Below are 19,879 nucleotides of genomic sequence, written 5' to 3'. Positions count from 1 at the left end.
GCAGCGGCGTCGACGGGTCCGGGCGGTAGCCGTGTGCGATCGGACAAGGCAGGGTGAACGCCGCCGGTCGGACGCGGTCCGAGGGCCTACCGGGTGGGACGAACGGAACGACGAGTTGAGCGACGGGACAATCGTGGCCGAGAACACCGCCGCGACCGGTGTGGGTCGGGCGCCGGCCGACGGCATATCCGAACCGGTGCCGGCACACCCCGGCGAAACGGCGGCCGCAGTGCCGTCCGGTTCCCGGGCCGGACGCAACCTACCCGCGGCATTGGCCGTCGGGTTCGGACTCGGGCTTTCGCTGATCGCGATCCTGTTGTTCGTGCCCGAGGTATTCATCGGCGTGGTCGCGGTGGCGATCGCCGTGGCAACCTGGGAGGTCGCCAAACGGCTGCGCGAGGCCGATGTGCTGGTGCCCCGGATTCCGGTGATCCTCGGCGGTCAGGCCATGGTCTGGTTGGGCTGGCCGTTCGGCGCGGTCGGCGTCGCGGGTGCCTTCGCGGCGACCGTGCTGGTCTGCATGGTGTGGCGGCTGTTCGACCATGGGCTGCGCACCGCGCCCAGGAATTTCCTGCGGGACATCGGGATCACCGTTTTCGCCCTGGCCTGGATTCCGCTGCTGGCCTCGTTCGCGGTCCTGTTGTTGCTGGAGCCGAACGGCAATCTGCGGGTGCTGACCTTCATGATTCTGGTGGTCTGCTCGGATGTGGGCGGCTATGTCGCCGGAGTGTTGTTCGGCAGACATCCGATGGTGCCGGCGATCAGTCCGAAGAAGTCGTGGGAGGGGCTCTGCGGGTCGCTGGTTTTCACCATTATCGGCGGTCTGCTCACCGTAACCCTGCTGTTGGACGCCAATTCGATGATCGGCGTGCTGCTCGGTGTCGGCCTGGTGCTGGTCGCGACCGTCGGGGATCTGATCGAATCGCAGATCAAGCGCGATCTGGGCATCAAGGACATGGGCACCATGCTGCCCGGGCACGGCGGCATCATGGACCGCCTCGATTCGATGCTGCCGTCGGCCTTCGTGTCCTGGCTGGTGCTGAGCACCCTCATCTGAGGTCGCCGCGTCGGCCGCGGGTCACCCCCGTTTGGCGGCGCGGCGCAGCTGCATGATCCGCACCCCGCCGACGAGTGCCGTGAGCAGAACGCCGACGATCACCGACAGCAGCACCGTGACACCGAGCGGTAGGGAGAAATCCCAGAACAGCAGGTGGAGGTCCACATTGTCCAGGTTTTGCAGGATGAAGGACAGCACCAGGATGCCCAGCAGCGCGGCGAGCACCAGACCGACCCAGGTGTAGCCGGTTTTGGTCCGTTGCACGCCTCTACGGGGGCGTACCGTGGGCCGGCCGGGGGTGACGGGCCGGTCGGGCGCCGGTTTGCCCGCGGGATACGTGCCGGGTTCATGCGGTCGATCAGCGGGGGAAGTCATATACCGATAATCGCTTATTGCTATCAACGGTGCACGGATTTCCTCCGTGGGGTGCGCGGATTCGAATGCGGACCCGCGCGGGGCGGGATGTGCCGTCGGCCACGCCGGTCGAGATGGGACACTGGAAGCACTATGACCGTCTCCCTGCCCCTGGTATTCGACGCCCCGCGCCGCGGGATGCCGCCCCGCCACCTCGCCGACCTCGACGCCGACGGCCGCCGTGCCGCCATGGCCGAACTCGGGCTGCCCACGTTCCGGGCCGATCAGATCGCGCGCCAATACTACGGACGGCTCCAGGCCGACCCGGAGCGGATGACCGATCTACCCGCGACCGTGCGTACCGCGGTCGCCGAGGCATTGTTCCCGCCGCTGCTCACCCCGGTGCGGCATGTGGTCTGCGACGGCGGTGAAACCCGCAAGACGCTGTGGCGCGCCGGCGACGGCACCCTACTGGAAAGCGTGCTCATGCGCTATCCGGACCGGGCCACCCTGTGCATCTCCAGCCAGGCCGGATGCGGTATGGCGTGCCCCTTCTGCGCGACCGGTCAGGGCGGGCTGAACCGCAACCTGTCCACTGCGGAGATCGTCGACCAGGTACGCGCCGCTGCCGCCGCGCTGCGCGACGGCGAGGTCGCGGGCGGGCCGGGACGGCTGTCGAATATCGTGTTCATGGGGATGGGGGAGCCACTGGCCAACTACAAGCGGGTGGTGAACGCGGTGCGCCGTATCACCTCTCCCGCACCGGACGGCCTGGGTATCTCCCAGCGCAATGTCGTGGTCTCCACGGTTGGGCTGGCGCCGGCCATCCGGAAACTCGCCGATGAGAGACTGTCGGTGACCCTGGCGGTGTCGCTGCACACCCCCGACGACGAACTGCGCGACACCCTGGTACCGGTGAACAATCGTTGGCCGGTCACCGAGGTCCTCGATGCGGCGCGATATTACGCGGACCGGACCGGCCGCCGGGTCTCGGTAGAGTATGCGCTCATCCGGGATATCAACGACCAGCCCTGGCGTGCGGATATGCTCGGTGCGAAGCTGCACAAGGCACTGGGCTCGCGGGTGCATGTGAATCTGATCCCGCTGAATCCGACGCCGGGCAGCAAATGGGACGCCAGCCCGAAATCCGTCGAGTGGGAATTCGTGCGGCGGGTGCAGGCCCAGAGAGTGCCATGCACCGTGCGTGACACTCGTGGTCAGGACATCGCGGCCGCCTGCGGACAGTTGGCGGCAGCGGAATAGAAGCTGGGGCCGGTGGTTCTCGATAAGAGATGGTAATGGGTCCAGCTTCGCCCCGATCGCGCCTACCGTAAAATAGTGACACAACAATCGAGCGGACCCTAATTTATTCGGCTGTATCGGCGTCGGATGCAATACATTATCCTTTTGTATCGTGGAAGCATCGCCGCGTGGCCGTGTCGGTGGCCTACCGGCACCCGATCTCACCTTTGTGGGTCGGGAGCGGGAGTTGCAGGAGATCAGGACGCTGCTGCTGGGTACGGCCCGATTGATAACCCTGACCGGGGCGGGTGGGATCGGGAAGACCCGACTGGCCGCCGAGGTCGTGCGTGACTTTCGTCGGGGCTCGGCCGGGCAGTCGTCGGTGTTCTGGGTGCGGCTCGCGCGTTTGCCCAGGGGGTCGGGGTCCACGGCGGTGGAGGAGGAGATCGCTCATGCGGTGATCGACGGTGACTTCTCGGGGCGGTCGACCTGGGATGCGCTCATCGATGCCTTCACCCGCACCGGCCCGACCGGACGCGTACCCCACACCGTATTGGTGTTCGACAACTGTGAGCATGTGCTCACCGGTGTGGCGAGTGTGGTCGCCGACCTGCTCGAGGTGGTACCGGAGTTGACCGTGCTGGCCACCAGTCGCGAGCCGATCGGCTGGGCCGACGAATACCTCGTCCCGGTTCCACCGTTGACCGACCAGCAGGCATCGCTTCTGTTCCGCCGCCGCGCCGAACTCACCGGATACCTGCTTGCCGGGAAGGATCAGATGCGGACCGCCGCCAAGATCTGTCGCCGGTTGCACAATCATCCCCTCTACATCCAGTTGGCGGCCGCCCGGTTGCGACATCAGCCACCCGCGCTGGTGTTGAGCGGGCTCACCGGACGGGCCGACGATGCCCGACTGCGGTGGCCGCGCAGTGTTCGCGCGGGAGTCGAGCCCCGCCATTACGGGGTCGGTGACGCCATCACCTGGTCCTATGAGTTGTGCACGGAAAAAGAGCGCCTGCTGTTCGAGCGTCTGTCGGTCTTCGCCGCGGGCTATCACACCGGCTCCGACACTGCCGACCCGGACGCGCCGGTGGATGTCGGTGCCGACCTGGAGGCCATCGAGGCCATCTGCAGCGACGACGAGTCGATCGAGGACCGGACCGACGTGGGTGTGGCCTTGGCTCGAGACGAAATCGAGGATCTGCTCGACCGGCTCGTCGATCACGCGCTGGTATCGGTGCACCGGACATCGACCACGATGCGGTACGCCCTGCTGGAAAGCCTGCGGGTGTATGCCCAGGACCGGCTGCGGCAACGCGGCCACGCCGGGATGGACGAGCCTGCCCGCCTCGCCGACCGGCACTTGCGGTACTACCGGGACAAAATCTGTGACGCCGCCACCTCCTGGCCGATCTCCGAGGGACAGAACCTCATGAGCTGGGTCCGAACAGTGTGGGCCGATACTCTGACCGCACTCGAGACCGGCCTCACCACTCCTGCCCGTGCATCACTCGGCCTGGAAATCTGTATCGGACTGTTCACCATGCAGAATTATGTCAACGGGTCGGTACGAGAAATGCGCAACTGGACCGAACGTTGCCTGAACGCTACCCGTGCACTGGGCACTCGCCCCACCGCACTCCAGGTTGCGGGCATGGCAGCCCTCTCCGGACTCGCCCTGATTCAGGGCGATCAGAGGGAGGCCGGACAGATACTCGAGGGCTGTGTCGCCGCCTGCATAGAGGACCCGGAGATCAGAGCGACCTGGCGGGACGCCCCCGAGACGGATATCGGCCTCCCTGCTCCCGTCGAACACATGTGGGGGCAGGAATTACTGCTCGTCCACAACGATATTCGTGCCCTCGATGTGTTCTTGCGCGCCCGAGACAAATTCCTCGCCGAGAGAAATTATGGTCCGGCGGCGTACGAGGAACTGCATGTCGCCTTCACGGCGGGTCTCCTGGGGACCGCCGAGCAATCCCGGGAGCTCACCCAACGTTACTACGAGCGTGTCGATACTCCCGGTACACCGCGGGAGAAATCCTGGGCCGAGCTCACACGGGCGATCGCTTTGACCTGGCACGGTGATCCTGTCGAGGCGTTGGAGCTGGAGCGGTCCTCGCTGGCCTATCAGCTCACCGTCGGTGACCGGTGGGTGGGGATGTGGGCCGTGCAGATTCGTATCTGGACGTTGGCACGCCTGATCACCGACCTCCTGGCCGCCGATCACCCCGACCATGCCAGGTTGGCGGACCTTGCCACCGAGATCGCCCATCTCGCGGGGGGAACGGCGGCCATGGCCGACAAATTCGGCCTTGTCGCCAATGCGATGAGCCACTTGATCGCCAAGTCCGTCGAGGCCGTCGCGGTTGCCCATCGGATACTGGGGTCCGACGTATACACCACGGCGGAAGCGCGTGGCAGGCGCTTGCGCCCCGAGTACAACGAGACACAACGGCTCGTCCTGGGCACCTTCACCATCGATACCCCATCGAATGATCACTCGGCCGGACGCGGGTTCGTCTCCCGTTGGCACGACTTGACCCAGGCCGAACGAGAGGTTGCGGTCCTGGCCGCGGCCGGCTGGACCAATCCCGCCATCGCCGCCCGCCGCGGGAAATCCATCCGGACCATCGATGCGCAGATCACCGCCATCCTGCGGAAACTGGCGGTCGTGTCCCGCGAGGACACCATCGAACATATCCCGCGCGACACCATCGACGAAGTCCGCATCGAGGCCGCGCGACAACCCGACAACCGAAAGAGCCGAAAAAAGTAGCGTTGTCCTCGCTGTGCTTATCAATAGTTGCTGCTAACGGTCCGGCCACCTTCGGCGGCGCCTTTGGCACGAACTCCATGTACGCGGTTTCGAACACCGCAAGACCATGTCTTATCGAACCGAAGTCTTATCGAACCGAAACTTCTTGGTTGCCTTGGCCGTTGAGGTTGGTCACCGTCGTGAATCGGAATCCGGGCAACAGCGGGACCGGGCACACAGGGTCGTTGTGGCGAGTGGGAATGTTGCCCGGCCGCTCGGCGCGGTTCAGCGTGGCCTGCGGCGCAGGACGGAATCGCGGATCAGGATGATCGCGAGTAGCGCGGCGAAGCCGACGAGGAAGTAATTCTCCACATTGCCCTGGTGGTTGCCGATGAGCATGCCCAGCAGGGCGATGACCACGAACCAACCCGCGACCTGGAAGGTGCGGCGGGACTCGCCGCTCCAGCCCCACGCCGCCGACGGAACCTCGGCAGGGTCCACGGTGGTGACGACGCGGTCATGGGCGGGTTCGAGTTCCGTGGCGGACACGATCGCTCCTCCTCGAGAGAACGGGATACTGCCGATATCGTGGCATACGACCGGTCGTCGTAGCCACCAGGGGCGGGGTCGGTGACCCGGCGGGGTCCGTTCGGTGACAATGGGCTGGTGTCACACATCCGCAGAGTCCTCCTGCTCGGCAGCACCGGTTCCATCGGAACCCAGGCACTCGAGGTGATCGCCGCCAACCCGGACAGATTCGAGATCGTGGGTCTGGCCGCCCGCGGCGGGAACACCGATCTGCTCGCCGCGCAGATCGCCGCCATCGGCACCGGAAATGTCGCGGTCGCCGACCCCGTCGCCGCGCAGCGGCTGGGGGTGGAGTTGAACGGGCCGGGCGCGGTGACCGAACTGGTGCGGCGCACGGAAGCGGATGTGGTACTCAACGCCCTGGTGGGCTCGCTCGGGCTGGAGCCGACGCTGGCGACGCTGGAGTCGGGCACGCGGTTGGCGCTGGCGAACAAGGAGTCGCTGGTCGCGGGCGGATCGCTGGTGACGAACGCCGCCGCGCCGGGCCAGATCGTGCCGGTCGATTCGGAGCATTCCGCGCTGGCCCAGTGCCTGCGCGGCGGGCGGGCCGAGGAGGTGGACCGGCTGGTCCTCACCGCCTCGGGCGGGCCGTTCCGAGGGTGGACGACACAGATGCTGCGCGAGGTGAATCCGGATGAGGCCAAGGCCCACCCCACCTGGTCGATGGGCCCGATGAACACGCTGAACTCGGCGTCGTTGGTGAACAAGGGTTTGGAACTGATCGAAACCCACCTGCTGTTCGGTATCGGCTACGACCGCATCGAGGTCACCGTGCACCCGCAGTCGATCGTGCACTCCATGGTCACCTTCACCGACGGCTCCACCCTCGCTCAGGCCGGCCCGCCCGATATGAAACTGCCCATCGCGCTGGCCCTGGGTTGGCCCGATCGAGTTCCCGGCGCCGCGGCGGCCTGTGATTTCGGCACCGCCGCCACCTGGACGTTCGAACCGGTCGACAACGAGGTGTTCCCGGCGGTCGAACTGGCCCGGCGCGCGGGAATGGCGGGCGGATGCGTACCCGCGGTGTACAACGCGGCCAACGAAGTAGCGGTGCAGGCGTTCCTCGACGGTGTGATCCGGTTCCCGGATATCGTGCGCACGGTCGAGCGGGCGGTGGACGCCGCCGACGGTTGGCGTACCGAGCCCACCTCGCTCGCGGAGGTGTTGGCCGCGGACTCGTGGGCGCGCGACCATGCCCGCGGCATGGTGGGCGGTTCCGCCTTGTCCAACTCGTGAGCCGATTTCCGGTCGAGGCAGGCAGCACCCAACGTTGGTGGGCGGTTACTGTTGATACGTGCTCGCGGCCGATTCGGTGCGCGTGCGCGCCGGGAGTCGACGAGCTGCGCAACGCAGGAGGGCTGTAGGGCAGATGGTGTTCGCATTGGGATTCGTCCTGTTCGCCCTCGGCATCACGCTCTCGATCGCATTGCACGAGTGCGGGCATATGTGGACGGCGCAGGCCACCGGTATGAAAGTGCGCCGCTACTTCATCGGTTTCGGCCCCAAGATCTTCTCGTTCCGCCGTGGGGAAACCGAATACGGGGTGAAAGCCCTGCCGCTGGGTGGTTTCTGCGATATCGCCGGGATGACCGCGCTCGACGAACTGGCCCCGGAAGAGCTCGACCGGGCCATGTACCGACAGGCCGCCTGGAAGCGTCTGGTGGTCATGAGCGGCGGTATCGCGATGAACTTCGTGCTCGGTTTCGTCCTCATCGTGGTGCTCGCGGTCGGGTGGGGTCTGCCGCGCCTGAATCAGCCGCCGGAGACCGCTCTGGGCGAGATGAGCTGTGTGGCGCCGCAGAACCCCGACGGTTCGCTGGGCACCTGCACCGGGCTCGGCCCGGCGCAGCGCGCGGGGCTGCGGCGCGGTGACGTGGTTACCGCCGTCAACGGTGTGGAGGTCGACACCTGGAAGGAATTCCAGCAGCTCACCCAGCGGCAGACCGGCCCGTTCGCCTACACCGTCGAGCGCGACGGCCAGACCCTCACCGTGCCCATCACCCCCGAGCGGGTCATGCGCTACCCCGCCGACGGCGGGCCGGGGCGCGAGGTCGGGGTGGTCGGCGTCGGCATGGACTACTACGAACCCGTCCAGTACGGCGTTCTCGCCGCGATACCGGCCTCCCTCGATTTCACCGGCGACCTGTTCGTCCGTACTTTCCAGTCCCTGCTGCAACTGCCCGCGAAGGTATCGGCGCTGTGGACCGCTGTCACCGGTGGTGAGCGGGACCCCGAGACCCCTGTCAGTGTCTACGGCGCCAGCCGGATCGGCGGTGAATCGGCGGAGCTCGGGAAGTGGAACGTTTTCATCCTGGTCCTGGCCAGCCTGAACTTCTTCCTCGGCGCGTTCAATATCCTGCCGCTGCTCCCGCTGGACGGCGGCCATATCGCCGTGGTGCTCTACGAGAAGATCCGCAACACCGTGCGCGGCCGGCGCGGCCTGGCCCCCGGCGCCCCCGTCGACTACCTCAAACTCCTACCCATGACCTATGTCGCGGTAGTGGTGGGCGGCGCGTACATGCTCCTGACCCTCGCCGCGGATATCGTCAATCCGATCAGCATCCTCTAGGACCCGAACCGGTGACGCGCTGTCATGGCGGTCACACGGGCGGCTTCGCGTGTCCCGACTAGACTCGGCAGGTGAACGGCCCCACTGGAGATGAAAGCAGGCATCCGAACGTGACCAGCACAATCGGATTGGGTATGCCGGCCGCGCCCGCGGCCGTGCTCGCACCCCGACGCAAGACCCGTCAGCTGATGGTGGGCGGTGTCGGTGTCGGCAGCGACCACCCGATCTCGGTGCAGTCGATGACCACCACCAAAACCCACGACATCAATGCGACCCTGCAGCAGATCGCGGAGCTCACCGCGTCGGGCTGCGATATCGTGCGGGTCGCCTGCCCGCGGCAGGAGGACGCCGACGCGCTCGCCACGATCGCGAAGAAGTCGCAGATCCCGGTGATCGCCGATATCCACTTCCAACCGCGCTATATCTTTGCCGCCATCGACGCCGGGTGCGCCGCGGTGCGCGTCAACCCGGGCAACATCAAGGAGTTCGACGGTCGGGTCGCCGAGGTCGCCAAGGCGGCCGGCGCCGCCGGTATCCCGATTCGTATCGGTGTGAACGCGGGTTCCCTGGACAAGCGGATGATGGCCAAATACGGCAAGGCCACCCCGGAGGCCTTGGTCGAATCGGCGCTGTGGGAGGCGAGCCTGTTCGAGGAGCACGGGTTCGGCGATATCAAGATCTCGGTCAAGCACAACGACCCGGTGGTGATGGTCGAGGCGTACCGGCAGTTGGCCGCGCGGTGCGACTATCCGCTGCACCTGGGTGTCACCGAGGCGGGTCCGGCGTTCCAGGGCACCATCAAATCGGCGGTGGCGTTCGGCGCGCTGTTGAGCGAGGGCATCGGCGACACCATTCGGGTGTCGCTGTCGGCTCCGCCCGCCGAAGAGGTCAAGGTCGGTACGCAGATTCTGCAGTCGCTGAATCTGCGGCCGCGGAAACTGGAGATCGTCTCGTGCCCGTCGTGCGGCCGAGCGCAGGTGGACGTCTACACCTTGGCCAACGAGGTGACCGCCGGTCTGGACGGACTCGAGGTGCCGCTGCGGGTGGCCGTCATGGGTTGCGTGGTCAACGGTCCGGGCGAGGCGCGGGAGGCCGACCTCGGCGTGGCTTCGGGCAACGGCAAGGGCCAGATCTTCGTCAAGGGTGAGGTGATCAAGACCGTGCCCGAGGCGCAGATCGTGGAGACCCTGATCGAAGAGGCCATACGGATCGCCGAGGAGATGGGCGGGGACGCGGGCACCGGGCGACCGGTTGTCACCCCCGTCGGCTGAGTGATCGGGCCGCTCGATGCGGATTCGTGGCCTCTCGCACGATCGCACCGTGGCGGCCCGCGCGGTCCGTCGGCCATATCGCCCGGTCGATGGACACATTCCGATGTAGACGGCGCATACCTGTACCGCCGCGCCGCCGTTCGTGGCAGGCTGTGGAACGTGCGGAGTCTGCTGGAGCCGACACGGCGCGCGAAGTATGTTCCCGCGCGCCGGCTCGCGAAGCGGGACCTGGCCCAGGTCCTCCGGGTGCTCGACGCCGACCCGGTGGCGTGCTGTATGGTCGCCGCCCGGGTCCAGGAGTACGGGTTGGACACCCAATGTGGTCAGGGTGAACTGTGGAGCCGCGGCGGGCCCGCCGACTCACTGTGCTTCTCCGGGGTGAACCTGGTGCCGTTGCGCGGTGACCGCGACGCCCTGCGGGCCTTCGCCGACCGGGCGATCCGCTGGCCGCGCATCTGTTCGTCGGTGGTCGGCCGCCAGGAGTTGGCGCTGCCGTTGTGGGAGATGCTCGTCGACCATTGGGGGCCGGAACGGGAACTGCGCGGTAGTCAGCCGCTGCTGGCGCTGAGCGGTGCCGCGCCGGCGACCGCCGACCCGCGGGTGCGGCAGGTCCGGCTCGACGAACTGGAGCCCTACCTCGAGGCCGCCATCGCCATGTTCATCGAAGAGGTCGGGGTGGACCCGCGCGCCGGTGACGGCGGCCGCGCCTACCGTAGGCGGGTGGCCGGTCTCATCGAAGCCGGACGGGCCTGGGCCCGATTCGACGACGGCACAGTGGTTTTCAAGGCGGAAGTGGGAGCGCAGTCCCGACACACCGGCCAGATCCAGGGCGTGTGGGTACATCCCGAACACCGCGGTCACGGCCTCGGCACCGCCGGCACCGCCGCGGTCGCCAATGCCGTTGTCGCCTCGGGGCGCACCGCCAGTCTGTACGTCAACGACTTCAACGAGATCGCCCGCCGAGCCTACCGTGCGGTCGGGTTTCGACAGATCGCCACCTTCGCCACCGTGATGCTGGACTGATCGCCGGTCCGGTCCCGGTGTGCCCCAGCGGATTGCCGGTGTCCGGCCGTTACGATCGGTGCCGATGTCGATCCGCCTGATCCTCGTGCTGACAGCCGCGGTGTTCACAATCGCGGCTTCCGGCTGTGCCTCGGTTCGGAGCGGGCCTCTGCCCGCGGCGGATGCGTTCCTCGCCGCTTTCGCCGCCCGGGATGTCGAGACCGCCGCGGCCCGCACCACCGTCCCCGAAACCGCCCGTACGGTACTGCTGTCCGCGTGGGAACAGCTGCAGGCCGAAGAGCTTTCCGCGCAGACCGGTTCGGCGCGGACCACCGGGGATATCGCCACTGTCGACTACACCTACCGGTGGCGGTTGCCGAAGAACCGCGTATGGACCTACACCGGCCAGTTGCAGCTGGGTCGCAGCGACGGCCGGTGGAAGGTGCGCTGGAGCTCGTCCGCTGTCCATCCGCGTCTCGGCGACACCCAGACCCTGGTCCTCCGGGCGGATCCCGCGCCCAGGGCCCGGGTGAACGAACAGTCCGGCAGCGATGTGTTGGTACCGGGCACGCTGTCGCGGGTGACGTTCACCCTCGCCGATTCCGAGGATCCGCGCGCGACGGCCGAGGCGCTGTCGGCGGCATTGAGCCGGTTCGACAAGCAGCTCGAACCCGAGCGGATCCTGGGCGCGGCACGTCGGGCCGGCGGAGCCCATACGCTGATCCGGTTGAGCGAGGCCGAGTTCGGACAGGTCGGCGCGCAGATCCTCGGCCTGCCCGGGGTGCGGGTGACCGAGGAATGGGGCATGGTACCGACCGAGCGGGGATTCGCGCCCGATCTGCTCGCCCAGGTGCGACAGACCGTCGTCGACGAGGGGGACGGCAAGGCCGGCTGGAGTGTGGTGGTGCTGAACGCCAACGGTGTGGAGACGGGGGTGCTGCACGAGGTGCCGTCGCAGCCGGCCCCGTCGTTCGCGCTGAGCGTGGACCGCAATGTGCAGGACGCCGCTCAGCGCGCTGTCGACGGACGCGCCGAACAGGCCATGATGGTGGTGTTGCAGCCGTCGACCGGCGGGATTCTGGCGGTCGCGCAGAACCAGGCCGCGGACCGGGACGGACCGGTGTCCACCATCGGGCAGTATCCGCCCGGTTCGGTGTTCAAAACGGTGACCGCCGCGGCGGCCATGACCGCCGACCTGGCCGGCCCCGATACCGTGCTGCCGTGCCCGAGTACGGCTGTGATCGGCGAACGCACCATCCCCAATTACAATCTTTTCTCCGTCGGCGACGTACCCATGGCCACCGCCTTCGAACGATCGTGCAATACCTCGTTCGCGATACTGGCCGGTGAATTGCCGGCCGAGGCGTTGCACGATACCGCGGCGGCATTGGGGATCGGGCCCGATTACACGGTGGCGGGACTGCCGACCTTCTCCGGTTCGGTTCCGGTGGCCCAGGATTCGACCGAACGCGTCGAGAACGGTATCGGTCAGGGCATGGTAGTGGTCAGCCCGTTCGGGATGGCCGTGCTCGCGGCGACGGTCGCGCACGGGTCCACGCCGGTGCCATATCTGATCGCGGGCCGGGAAACCGCGGTCGACGGTGACCGGCCGAAGATCGACCCGGCGGTGATCGACGGGCTGCGGACGATGATGCGCAAGGTCGTCACCGACGGCACCGCGGCGCGCATCGCGGATCAGGGCGAGGTGTTCGGTAAGACCGGCGAGGCCGAGGTCGACGGCGGTTCGCATTCCTGGTTCGTCGGCTACCGCGGTGACCTGGCGTTCGCGACGCTACTGGTCGAGGGCGGTAGTTCGGATAATGCGGTGGCCGTTACCCGGGATATGCTGGCGGCGCTGCCGCCGGGTTATTGAGCTCGCCCGATCGGAGGGGGCCCGATGAGGTTACGGTACGGCGCCCGCGAGGCCGAGCCAGGTCGCGTCCGGGTAGACCACGTGGACGAGCTTGACGGCGCTGTCGTCGACCGACCTCGGTGCGGTCACTTCTTTGGGGGCGTCCGGGGCGGATACCGGCGCGGACGCCGCGATATCGGTATCGAGGATCTCGACGACGCCGGCGCCGCCCAGAATCATTCCGGCTGTGATGAGAGCGAGAGTGACATGTTTCATGTCCGGCTCCCTCGGATCAGAGATTTCGGCAGATGGGAGAGGTCGAGCGGTTCCTTCGCGGTTGCGCAACCCGAAAGTTGTGTCCTGGCAATTTGCCGTTGAGGCCAAATTAAGCCCGTATAGCCGGCAAGACAAGGTGGAGAGCTCACGAGACGGGCGGTCGGCACGAATCGTGATGACCGCCCCGAGCCCGTGACCGGTTTGTGATGAACTGTTCAGATTCTGTGCAGCGTGGCCGCCAGATGATGCTGTAAAGGCTGCCCGACGGCGGCCATGCGCAGCGTGTATTCGATGATGTCACCGTATTGGTGGATCGACCGACCGAGTTCGGTCACCGGCTTCGCCGTGCGGGTGCGGCCGATGACGGTGGACTTCAGTTCCAGCCGAATCCCCCCGTCGTCGGTCACCGTCAGCGGTCCTTCACAGATCTCGATGATACCCGTGGGGTGGGCGAGGACGAGTTCCACCCGGTCGGGCCGCGGACAGCGCAGGTATCCCGTTTCCGCGTGCAGTGGGCGGCTGTCCTCGGTGGAGCGGGTGCGCTGCCGATAGGTGAGGAAGGGCCGGCCGATATGGCCGAAGTCGATCTCCTCCAGGTAGCCGAATGGTTCGATGGTGGGGTATTCGCCCGCGCCGGAGCCGCGCCAAGTCCCCAACAGACCGGCCAGCGGGGTGATATCGGGATGCGGAGCGATACTCGGTCGCGGTTCGGCCACGGCGACGAGCCTAATGGATGCCGCCGGCCATGGTCCGTCGACAGCCCCGCGCGTGGCCGCGACGATGGCGCGGCCCCGCGTGGGTAACGGTGCCGGTTTCGCCCCGCCGGTCAGCCCCGCTGCTTCTTGCGGCCGAACGGCCAGAACGACCGACTCCGGCGGCGGGGCAGGGCGGCGTAGACCATGGTCATCTCGGCGAAGACCCCCGCCTCCTGCTCGCGTTCGGAGCCGAAATCGTCGCGGCCGAGAATCTGCTCGATGGACCCGGGCGCAATGGTCGAGAGCGCGTCGAGCAGCGCGGGGTCGAGCGCGCTGAAGGAGATACGGGTCTGTTCGGCGTCGGCTTCCGTCGACGGGGTCGTACCGTAGTGGCCGAGCAGCATATGCCCGACCGCGTGCAACACGATATGTTCGGCGTTGCGGCCGGTGGCCGCGGAATCATAGACGATGATGTCGTCGTGTTTGCGGGCGATCCACAGTCCGTTACCGCCGCAGCCGATATCGGCCAGGGCCGACCGGTGAACCGGTTGCAGCGACAGCGGCCGCTTCCGGTATTTGGCCACCGCGGCGAGGTAGGCGTTGAGGTTCCACGGGTCGGGTAGCGGAACCGTCCCGGCCGCATCGCGAAACCTGGCTTCCATACTTGTCATCGGCGAATACGTTACCGATCGCGCGGGCGCCCGTCATGTCCACGATCGGTACTCGCTTCCGTCGACCGGACGCACCGGTGCGGTCGACGGAAGAAGCGTCGACGGCGGGATTACTCCACGTCGATCGCCGGGTCGATGGAGTTGTTCCCGGACCGCTGCCCGAGCATGCGGTTCACCACCCACAGCACGGCCCCGGTCGCCGGCAGCACTCCCGCGACGGTGTACTGCCGGAGGTCCCGGTCGGTGAGGTGGAGAACTCGGTCACCCGGCCGAAGCCGCCGTTGCCGAAGCCCAGTGCCTACAGTCCGACCACGATGACGATCGACAGGCCCGACAACTCCACACAGGTCAACAGCACATTGGCCTTGACGCTCTCGCTCACCCCGCGCAGGTTGATCGCCGCGAGCGCTACCGTGAACGCCAGCGCGAGGGGGTTATCCCGATACCGGTACCGAGGTCGAATTCGAACGCCTCGGCGAAGTTCGACGCGAAGGCCCGCGCGGCCGTGGAGGCCGAGGTGATACCGGAGCATATGACCGTGAAGGTCACCATGAAGGTGAGGAAGTGGATACCGAATGCCTTGTGCGTACAGAGGGCTGCGCCCGCCGCCTGCGGATACGCAGCAGCCACGGGCCCATCGCCCGCTTCGGCTCGGGCAATTTCTGCGCGCCGGGCGTGGCGTGGACATCGGCCATGGAACCCCTCGTTTCCGCAATGGCTCGGTGAGATATGCGGTTGGTGACCGGCCGGACAGCGGTCGTGCCGGTAGGAATACCCGTTCGGCCCGTCGATCGGACGTGTGGCCCGAGGTGCTCGGCGCCGGTGCCGCGCGATACGACCGTTGCGTACATCACCCCGTGCGTTCGGCCGCTTCGGCGATCATGGCCGCGGAATCCCTCGGGCTCAACGCCATTGCACGCAGCTGGTCGAAAATGACGCCGAACCGGCGGATCTCGGTATGCCCCTCGATGAGCGCGTCCCCAGCGATACCCTCGGCGTACACCAGCTCCGGATCGGCCGGGTCGGGGAAGTCCAGGATCGTGAAGGACCCGATCATGCCGGGATGCGCTCCCGCGTCGAACGGCAGGATCTGCAGGATCACATTCTTGCGCTTGGTTTCCTCGCCCAGCCGGCGCAACTGACCGCTCATCACCTCCGGGCCGCCGACCACCCGTCGGATGGCCGCCTCGTCCAGGACCACCCACAGTTCGAGAGGGTCGTCCTTGTCCAGTACGGCCGCGCGGTCCATTCGGGCGCGGGCGCGGCGTTCCAGCACCACGGGTTCGAGTTTCGGCATACAGGTATCGATGACCGCCATCGCGTACTGCTCGGTCTGCAGCAGTCCGGGGATGAACGAGGTCTGGTAGTGCCGTGCCGACAGCGCGACCGACTCGAAATTGATGTACGCCGCATACACTTCGGAGAGACTGGCCTCGTACGGGCGTGACATTCCCGGCTTCTGGGCGTCCGAGAGCAGCGTCAGCGCATCCTGGCGCCGTTCCTCGCCCACGCCGTAGAGATCCAGCATCGTCATCAGGGTGCGTCGCTGCGGTCGCGCCTGCGCCGTCTCGATGCGATAGAGCGTCGTGACATTGATCCCGGTTCGGGCGCTGACCTCTTCCTTGGTCAAGCCGGCGTTTTCTCGCATTTCCAGCAGTAGCACCGACAGTCGGCGCAACCCCGCGGTGAGGATGGTGCGTTTACCCGCCATGGCCTTCCTTTCGCTTCCGCTATGCGGTTCGCACTATTGCGGCCTGATTCCTGTGTTCACGCATGTGTATGAACACGTATTGGTGAGGGAAGATCGCCTGATTTCGGTCAATATACCGGTGCGAGAACACCGTCGGACCGTCCCCGATGGCTCGCATGTGACAGCCGGTGTGGCCGGAAGAGGACAGAACGTGTCGACTGTTCGGTGAATTCGCGGGGCTCCGTGTTCGGGAAACGGTGCTTTGTTCCGCTCGGTCAGCCGGTCGACAGCGCGGTAGCTCCGTCGCTGGTGGTTCGGTCCATCCTCAGCAGTGCGATGGCCGCCCGGTAGGCGAGGTCGGGGGCGTGTGCCGGGATGGGTTGTCCCGCCTTCAGGTACCGCCGTACCACCGCGTACGGCAGGTCGACCATCGCCAGCGCAACCTGGTCGGCGTCGGTGTCGAGCCGGCGAACCAGCTCGTCGATGGCGGCGTGAACCTCGGCGTTCTCCTGCTCCGCGCGTCGTCGGGAGTCGGCGGCCCAGGCGGCCTCACCGAGTTCGGCGGAGCCGACGAGCAGCACCGCCGCCTCGTCGGGGTTGATGCGGGACCATTCGACGGTGTGGCGGGCGGCGAGCGCCACGGCGAGATGGGGCGGCTCTGTCGTGAGCGCGGCGAGCAGGCCCTGGTGAAAACGTCCGAGCGTGCGCAGCCACAGTGCCGCCAGTAACGCCGACCGGTCGGGGAACCGGTGATAGACGGAACCGCTGGGCGCACCGACGGCGTGGGCGACCGAGGACATGGTCAGTGCCGCGGCACCGCCGCGGGCGAGGAGTGCCACTGCGGCGTCCAAGAGCTGGTCGGCGTGGTGTTTCGGCGGCCTTCCCACGTATTCGAGAATATGCTCCGACTCGTATCGAGGGAGCGCCGGTACCGCGGTGGGGAAGTATGGAGATCCCGGGCGAATCTCGGCGCCTCGTCACGGCCACGGCAAACGTACGGTGAACCGGGTGACCACGCTCGCTCGTTCGACTCGCCGGTCTGTTTCGGCCGGGGTCACGTATCCGATCACGTGGCCGGGCATCGCCGTACGGCCGGAAGCGTCAGGTCGATGAGATACCGGTCGGCGGCCGAGGTGACACATGAGCCGCGACCGTAGACGCCGTGGCCCCCGCCCTCGTAGGTCGGCAATGTCGCGCGGGTGGTCTGCGCCGCCACTCGGGCCGCCCACTCGTGTGGTGTCGCCGGATCGTGCCGGGAGTTGATGACCAGGATCGGGGGACCGTCGACGACATGGGGCCGGTGCGGCCGATTCGGTGGTTCGATCGGCCAATCGGAGCAGTTACTTCCTGCGCCCCAGGCGAAATGAGCGCGCACCGTCGGGGCCTCGGCATTCTGTTGGTGACGGTCGCGCAACCACTGTGCCTGGTCGACGGTGTCGAAGTTCTGGTCCGCGCCTACCGCGATCGCGGGGAAGAGGATGGGCGTACCGGACCTGCGCGGTCGAGTGGGCGGCCCGGACGGCTCGGCCGTCCGGGCGGTCAGAGCCAGGAGATCGGCCGCCAACTTCGGCTGGTCGGGGGTGTACAGCGGGGCGGTGACCCGTTGAGTGAGATCGATGGGCCACTGTGGCGCATCGGGCCCCTAGATCCGCGGAGAACGTGTCACCGCGCAGTATTTCGTCGATGCCCGAGGTGCCGGGGCCGCCCGGCAGCGACGCCCGTGTGCCGACTCGGTTCACGGCGTCGTCGGCACGATCGCGATATCGATTGTCGCGCCGTCCCGGTCCGACCGGTCGAGCGGTACCGGGATGGTCGCGCAATCGTATTCGGCGTTCTCGGGACAAGGGTGCCAGCGTGGTCCGGCCGGCGGATCGGCGCATGCGGTGAGCACTCCGGCGAAGACGAAGACGACGACGGCGGCGATGAGCACGAGAGACGGGTGACGGGGAAAAGCATGGGCGCGATTGTCGATACGGTGGCCGCCGTTCCACATCACCCTGCCGAGCCGGTTCCGCTCACTCTCCCGTAGGGCCCCTGCTCATCGGTTGTTCTCGCCCGCAACGGAATCGCCGGACCCCGGGGCGCTCGGCAGAAAACCCTGTCACCCGAGCATGGTCGAAGACACCGGTGGGGGTCGTCCGTGCTCGAGCAGGTCCGGCGGGCGATGCGGGCGCCGACGGCGATATCTCGGGGTATCTCACCCGCACGGCGGACCGGGCGAGGAACCGTGCAGGCTGCCGGTGCTCCGGCACGGAGGTCATAGGAACACCTCAATGCCGCAAGGACATAGTGAACGCAGCAAAGAGAATGCATTCTTGTGTTCTTGCATCTGTAAGAGCATGATCCAGTTAGCCTAGTTGTGAGCAACCGATCCGATGGCCGGGACAACCGAATCGAGAGTCGATGATGGTCGTACAGAATGTGCAGGTGCCGGGTGATTCCGAGGGGCGTGGATGAGTGCGCCGACCGCTGCGGAACTACCCACCGCACCTCAATTGTTGTGCGCGTTCCAGGGCAGAAGGTTCGAGGATCGCGCCATGCTGCGTTCCGCGCACGCGCTCGTGGACCTGCATCGCCGGTGCGCCCAGATCGGTGATCCGGCCTTGACCGCCGAGATGGATGCGCGGCGGGCGCGTCTCGTGGAGGACATCAACGAGGGGATCGCGCGGCAGATACCGCAGCACCGGTGCGGTGCGTCGCTCCACGCCGAGAGCCTGGGGGCGATGATCGACCGGATGGCCCGCAGCTGGGTGGAGGCCAACCGGGCGATCGATGTCGATGGCGTTCGCAGCGACAATACCCACAAACACTGGTACCACCTGGCCCAATTGGTCGACGGGTATACGGACCTGGTCGCCGATGTGCTCGGCGGGCGCCGGCGCCTTCCCGTGCAGTAACCGGGTCCTGTCGCACTCGTTTCCTTCGCATGGACCGGACCGATGTGTGTGCGTAGGGACGAGGACGTGATTTTCAATTGGTCTAGACCAATTGGCGGGATAGGGTGACCGATATGGAACCGATGGAGGGGGCTCGTCCATACACCAGCCGCGCCAAGTTTTTTCGGCAGCGGACCGTCGAGACGCGGGGGACGGGTGAGGTGGATTCCGGGCCGGCGGGTGCCGAAACGCCGTCGAAGGCGCATCGGGTGCGCGGCGCGATCGAACAGCTGCTCACCGATCTGCACGCGGGGGACCCGGTGCCCGCCGAACGGGAATTGGCCGCCCGGTTCGGAGTCGCCCGGGAAACCGTCCGTCACGCGCTGCGGGACCTCATGGTGGCCGGCCGGATTCGCAGGGCCGGCCGGGGCACGGTGGTGGGGCGGTCGAAGCTGGTGCAGCCGCTCGCGCTGGAGTCCATGGCCGATGCGGCGGCCCGGCCCGGATGGAAAACCGGTCGGACACTGCTGTCCTGGGAAGACCAGCCCGCCGAGGGCGAGGTCGCCCGCGATCTCGGCCTGGCCGCGGGGACGCCGGTGATGTGCCTGGAGCGGATATTGCTGGCCGACGACGAACCGATCGGCCTGGAGACCACTCACCTCTCACTGGACCGGTTCGGCTGGCTGCGCGCCGGGTTCGATCCGACCACCTCGCTGTACACTACGATCAGCAATTCCGGAATCGAGTACTCCGGTGCGACCGAACGTATCGAGACCATCCTCGCCGGCCCGCGCGAGACCACCCTGCTCGGCTGCGGTCCCGGGATACCCCTGATGCTGGTCACCCGCTGCAGCGTGGATAGCGGCGGCCGGCCCATCGAACGAATGTGCACGCTGTACCGAGGCGACCGGATAGCGTTCGAGGCGCGCCTCGGCGCCCCCATGTGCTGAGCCGAACCCCCACCCGACCCCCGGCCGT

General features: G+C 67.1%; 19 protein-coding genes and 1 pseudogene. 10 read left to right on the top strand and 10 right to left on the bottom strand.

Going from position 1 to position 19,879, the window contains the following annotated elements; genetic code table 11:
* The first annotated feature begins 160 nt into the window (after positions 1-160).
* Entirely contained in the window at positions 161-1,057 is an 897-nt protein-coding gene (locus ON20_RS17235; protein WP_438803420.1) for a phosphatidate cytidylyltransferase, read from the top strand.
* 21 nt (positions 1,058-1,078) lie between these two features.
* On the opposite strand, the gene ON20_RS17230 is transcribed toward ON20_RS17235, so the two are convergent.
* Positions 1,079-1,432: a LapA family protein gene (locus tag ON20_RS17230; protein ID WP_040836770.1), complete on the bottom strand. Its 354-nt coding sequence runs from the start codon at positions 1,430-1,432 to the stop codon at positions 1,079-1,081.
* A 132-nt stretch (positions 1,433-1,564) separates the two neighbouring features.
* On the opposite strand from ON20_RS17230, the gene rlmN reads away from it, so the two are divergent.
* Together rlmN and ON20_RS17220 are read left to right on the top strand one after the other, a co-directional pair.
* Positions 1,565-2,674, top strand: a complete 1,110-nt coding sequence (rlmN, locus tag ON20_RS17225) for a dual-specificity RNA methyltransferase RlmN (protein WP_040836768.1) — start codon at positions 1,565-1,567, stop codon at positions 2,672-2,674.
* Between the two features lie 151 nt (positions 2,675-2,825).
* Positions 2,826-5,432, top strand: a complete 2,607-nt coding sequence (locus ON20_RS17220) for an ATP-binding protein (protein ID WP_040836767.1) — start codon at positions 2,826-2,828, stop codon at positions 5,430-5,432.
* 264 nt (positions 5,433-5,696) lie between these two features.
* Here ON20_RS17220 and ON20_RS17215 read toward each other — a convergent pair whose 3' ends face one another.
* The gene (locus tag ON20_RS17215; protein WP_040836765.1) at positions 5,697-5,960 is read right to left on the bottom strand and encodes a DUF2631 domain-containing protein; all 264 of its coding nucleotides are present in this window, start codon (positions 5,958-5,960) and stop codon (positions 5,697-5,699) included.
* A 117-nt stretch (positions 5,961-6,077) separates the two neighbouring features.
* Here ON20_RS17215 and dxr point away from each other — a divergent pair, with 117 nt between their 5' ends.
* The 5 genes from dxr to ON20_RS17190 all read left to right on the top strand — a co-directional run bounded on the left by dxr (position 6,078) and on the right by ON20_RS17190 (position 12,714).
* Positions 6,078-7,235: a 1-deoxy-D-xylulose-5-phosphate reductoisomerase gene (dxr, locus tag ON20_RS17210; protein ID WP_040836823.1), complete on the top strand. Its 1,158-nt coding sequence runs from the start codon at positions 6,078-6,080 to the stop codon at positions 7,233-7,235.
* Between the two features lie 133 nt (positions 7,236-7,368).
* Positions 7,369-8,568 carry a M50 family metallopeptidase gene (locus ON20_RS17205; protein ID WP_040836763.1) on the top strand — a complete coding sequence of 400 codons (1,200 nt, stop codon included), beginning with the start codon at positions 7,369-7,371 and terminating at the stop codon, positions 8,566-8,568.
* A gap of 110 nt (positions 8,569-8,678) precedes the next feature.
* Entirely contained in the window at positions 8,679-9,839 is a 1,161-nt protein-coding gene (gene ispG, locus ON20_RS17200) for a flavodoxin-dependent (E)-4-hydroxy-3-methylbut-2-enyl-diphosphate synthase (protein WP_040836761.1), read from the top strand.
* Positions 9,840-9,998: 159 nt separating this feature from the next.
* Positions 9,999-10,862, top strand: coding sequence for a GNAT family N-acetyltransferase (locus tag ON20_RS17195; protein WP_083864999.1), 864 nt, complete (start codon positions 9,999-10,001; stop codon positions 10,860-10,862).
* Positions 10,863-10,926: 64 nt separating this feature from the next.
* A complete protein-coding gene (locus ON20_RS17190) occupies positions 10,927-12,714 on the top strand; it encodes a penicillin-binding transpeptidase domain-containing protein (RefSeq protein ID WP_040836759.1) in 1,788 nt (595 codons plus the stop codon).
* A 30-nt stretch (positions 12,715-12,744) separates the two neighbouring features.
* Here ON20_RS17190 and ON20_RS17185 read toward each other — a convergent pair whose 3' ends face one another.
* From ON20_RS17185 to ON20_RS17150, 8 genes and pseudogenes are all read right to left on the bottom strand, one after another.
* Positions 12,745-12,969: a hypothetical protein gene (locus ON20_RS17185; protein WP_040836758.1), complete on the bottom strand. Its 225-nt coding sequence runs from the start codon at positions 12,967-12,969 to the stop codon at positions 12,745-12,747.
* A gap of 215 nt (positions 12,970-13,184) precedes the next feature.
* A complete protein-coding gene (locus ON20_RS17180) occupies positions 13,185-13,685 on the bottom strand; it encodes a peroxynitrite isomerase (protein WP_040836756.1) in 501 nt (166 codons plus the stop codon).
* A gap of 110 nt (positions 13,686-13,795) precedes the next feature.
* A complete protein-coding gene (locus ON20_RS17175) occupies positions 13,796-14,335 on the bottom strand; it encodes a hypothetical protein (RefSeq protein WP_245547285.1) in 540 nt (179 codons plus the stop codon).
* 301 nt (positions 14,336-14,636) lie between these two features.
* Positions 14,637-14,953, bottom strand: a pseudogene (locus ON20_RS17170) (amino acid permease); the annotation flags it as partial.
* Between the two features lie 232 nt (positions 14,954-15,185).
* Positions 15,186-16,046: a helix-turn-helix domain-containing protein gene (locus tag ON20_RS17165; protein WP_040836751.1), complete on the bottom strand. Its 861-nt coding sequence runs from the start codon at positions 16,044-16,046 to the stop codon at positions 15,186-15,188.
* 254 nt (positions 16,047-16,300) lie between these two features.
* Positions 16,301-16,912: a TetR/AcrR family transcriptional regulator gene (locus tag ON20_RS17160; RefSeq protein ID WP_051162679.1), complete on the bottom strand. Its 612-nt coding sequence runs from the start codon at positions 16,910-16,912 to the stop codon at positions 16,301-16,303.
* Between the two features lie 179 nt (positions 16,913-17,091).
* Positions 17,092-17,589, bottom strand: a complete 498-nt coding sequence (locus ON20_RS17155) for an alpha/beta hydrolase (RefSeq protein ID WP_040836749.1) — start codon at positions 17,587-17,589, stop codon at positions 17,092-17,094.
* A gap of 171 nt (positions 17,590-17,760) precedes the next feature.
* On the bottom strand, positions 17,761-17,955 hold the full coding sequence (locus ON20_RS17150) for a hypothetical protein (RefSeq protein WP_218002538.1): 195 nt from the start codon (positions 17,953-17,955) through the stop codon (positions 17,761-17,763).
* Positions 17,956-18,478: 523 nt separating this feature from the next.
* On the opposite strand from ON20_RS17150, the gene ON20_RS17145 reads away from it, so the two are divergent.
* On the top strand, positions 18,479-18,922 hold the full coding sequence (locus ON20_RS17145; protein ID WP_245547284.1) for a DUF4254 domain-containing protein: 444 nt from the start codon (positions 18,479-18,481) through the stop codon (positions 18,920-18,922).
* A gap of 113 nt (positions 18,923-19,035) precedes the next feature.
* Positions 19,036-19,851 (top strand): GntR family transcriptional regulator, encoded by an 816-nt coding sequence (locus tag ON20_RS17140; RefSeq protein ID WP_245547283.1) that lies wholly within the window; start codon positions 19,036-19,038, stop codon positions 19,849-19,851.
* Positions 19,852-19,879 lie beyond the last annotated feature (28 nt).

The sequence above is a fragment of the Nocardia brevicatena NBRC 12119 genome (genome assembly GCF_000308495.1).
GTDB lineage: Bacteria > Actinomycetota > Actinomycetes > Mycobacteriales > Mycobacteriaceae > Nocardia > Nocardia brevicatena.
Note: the sequence above shows the minus strand (reverse complement) of the source record. Positions and strands in the feature narration are given on the sequence as shown.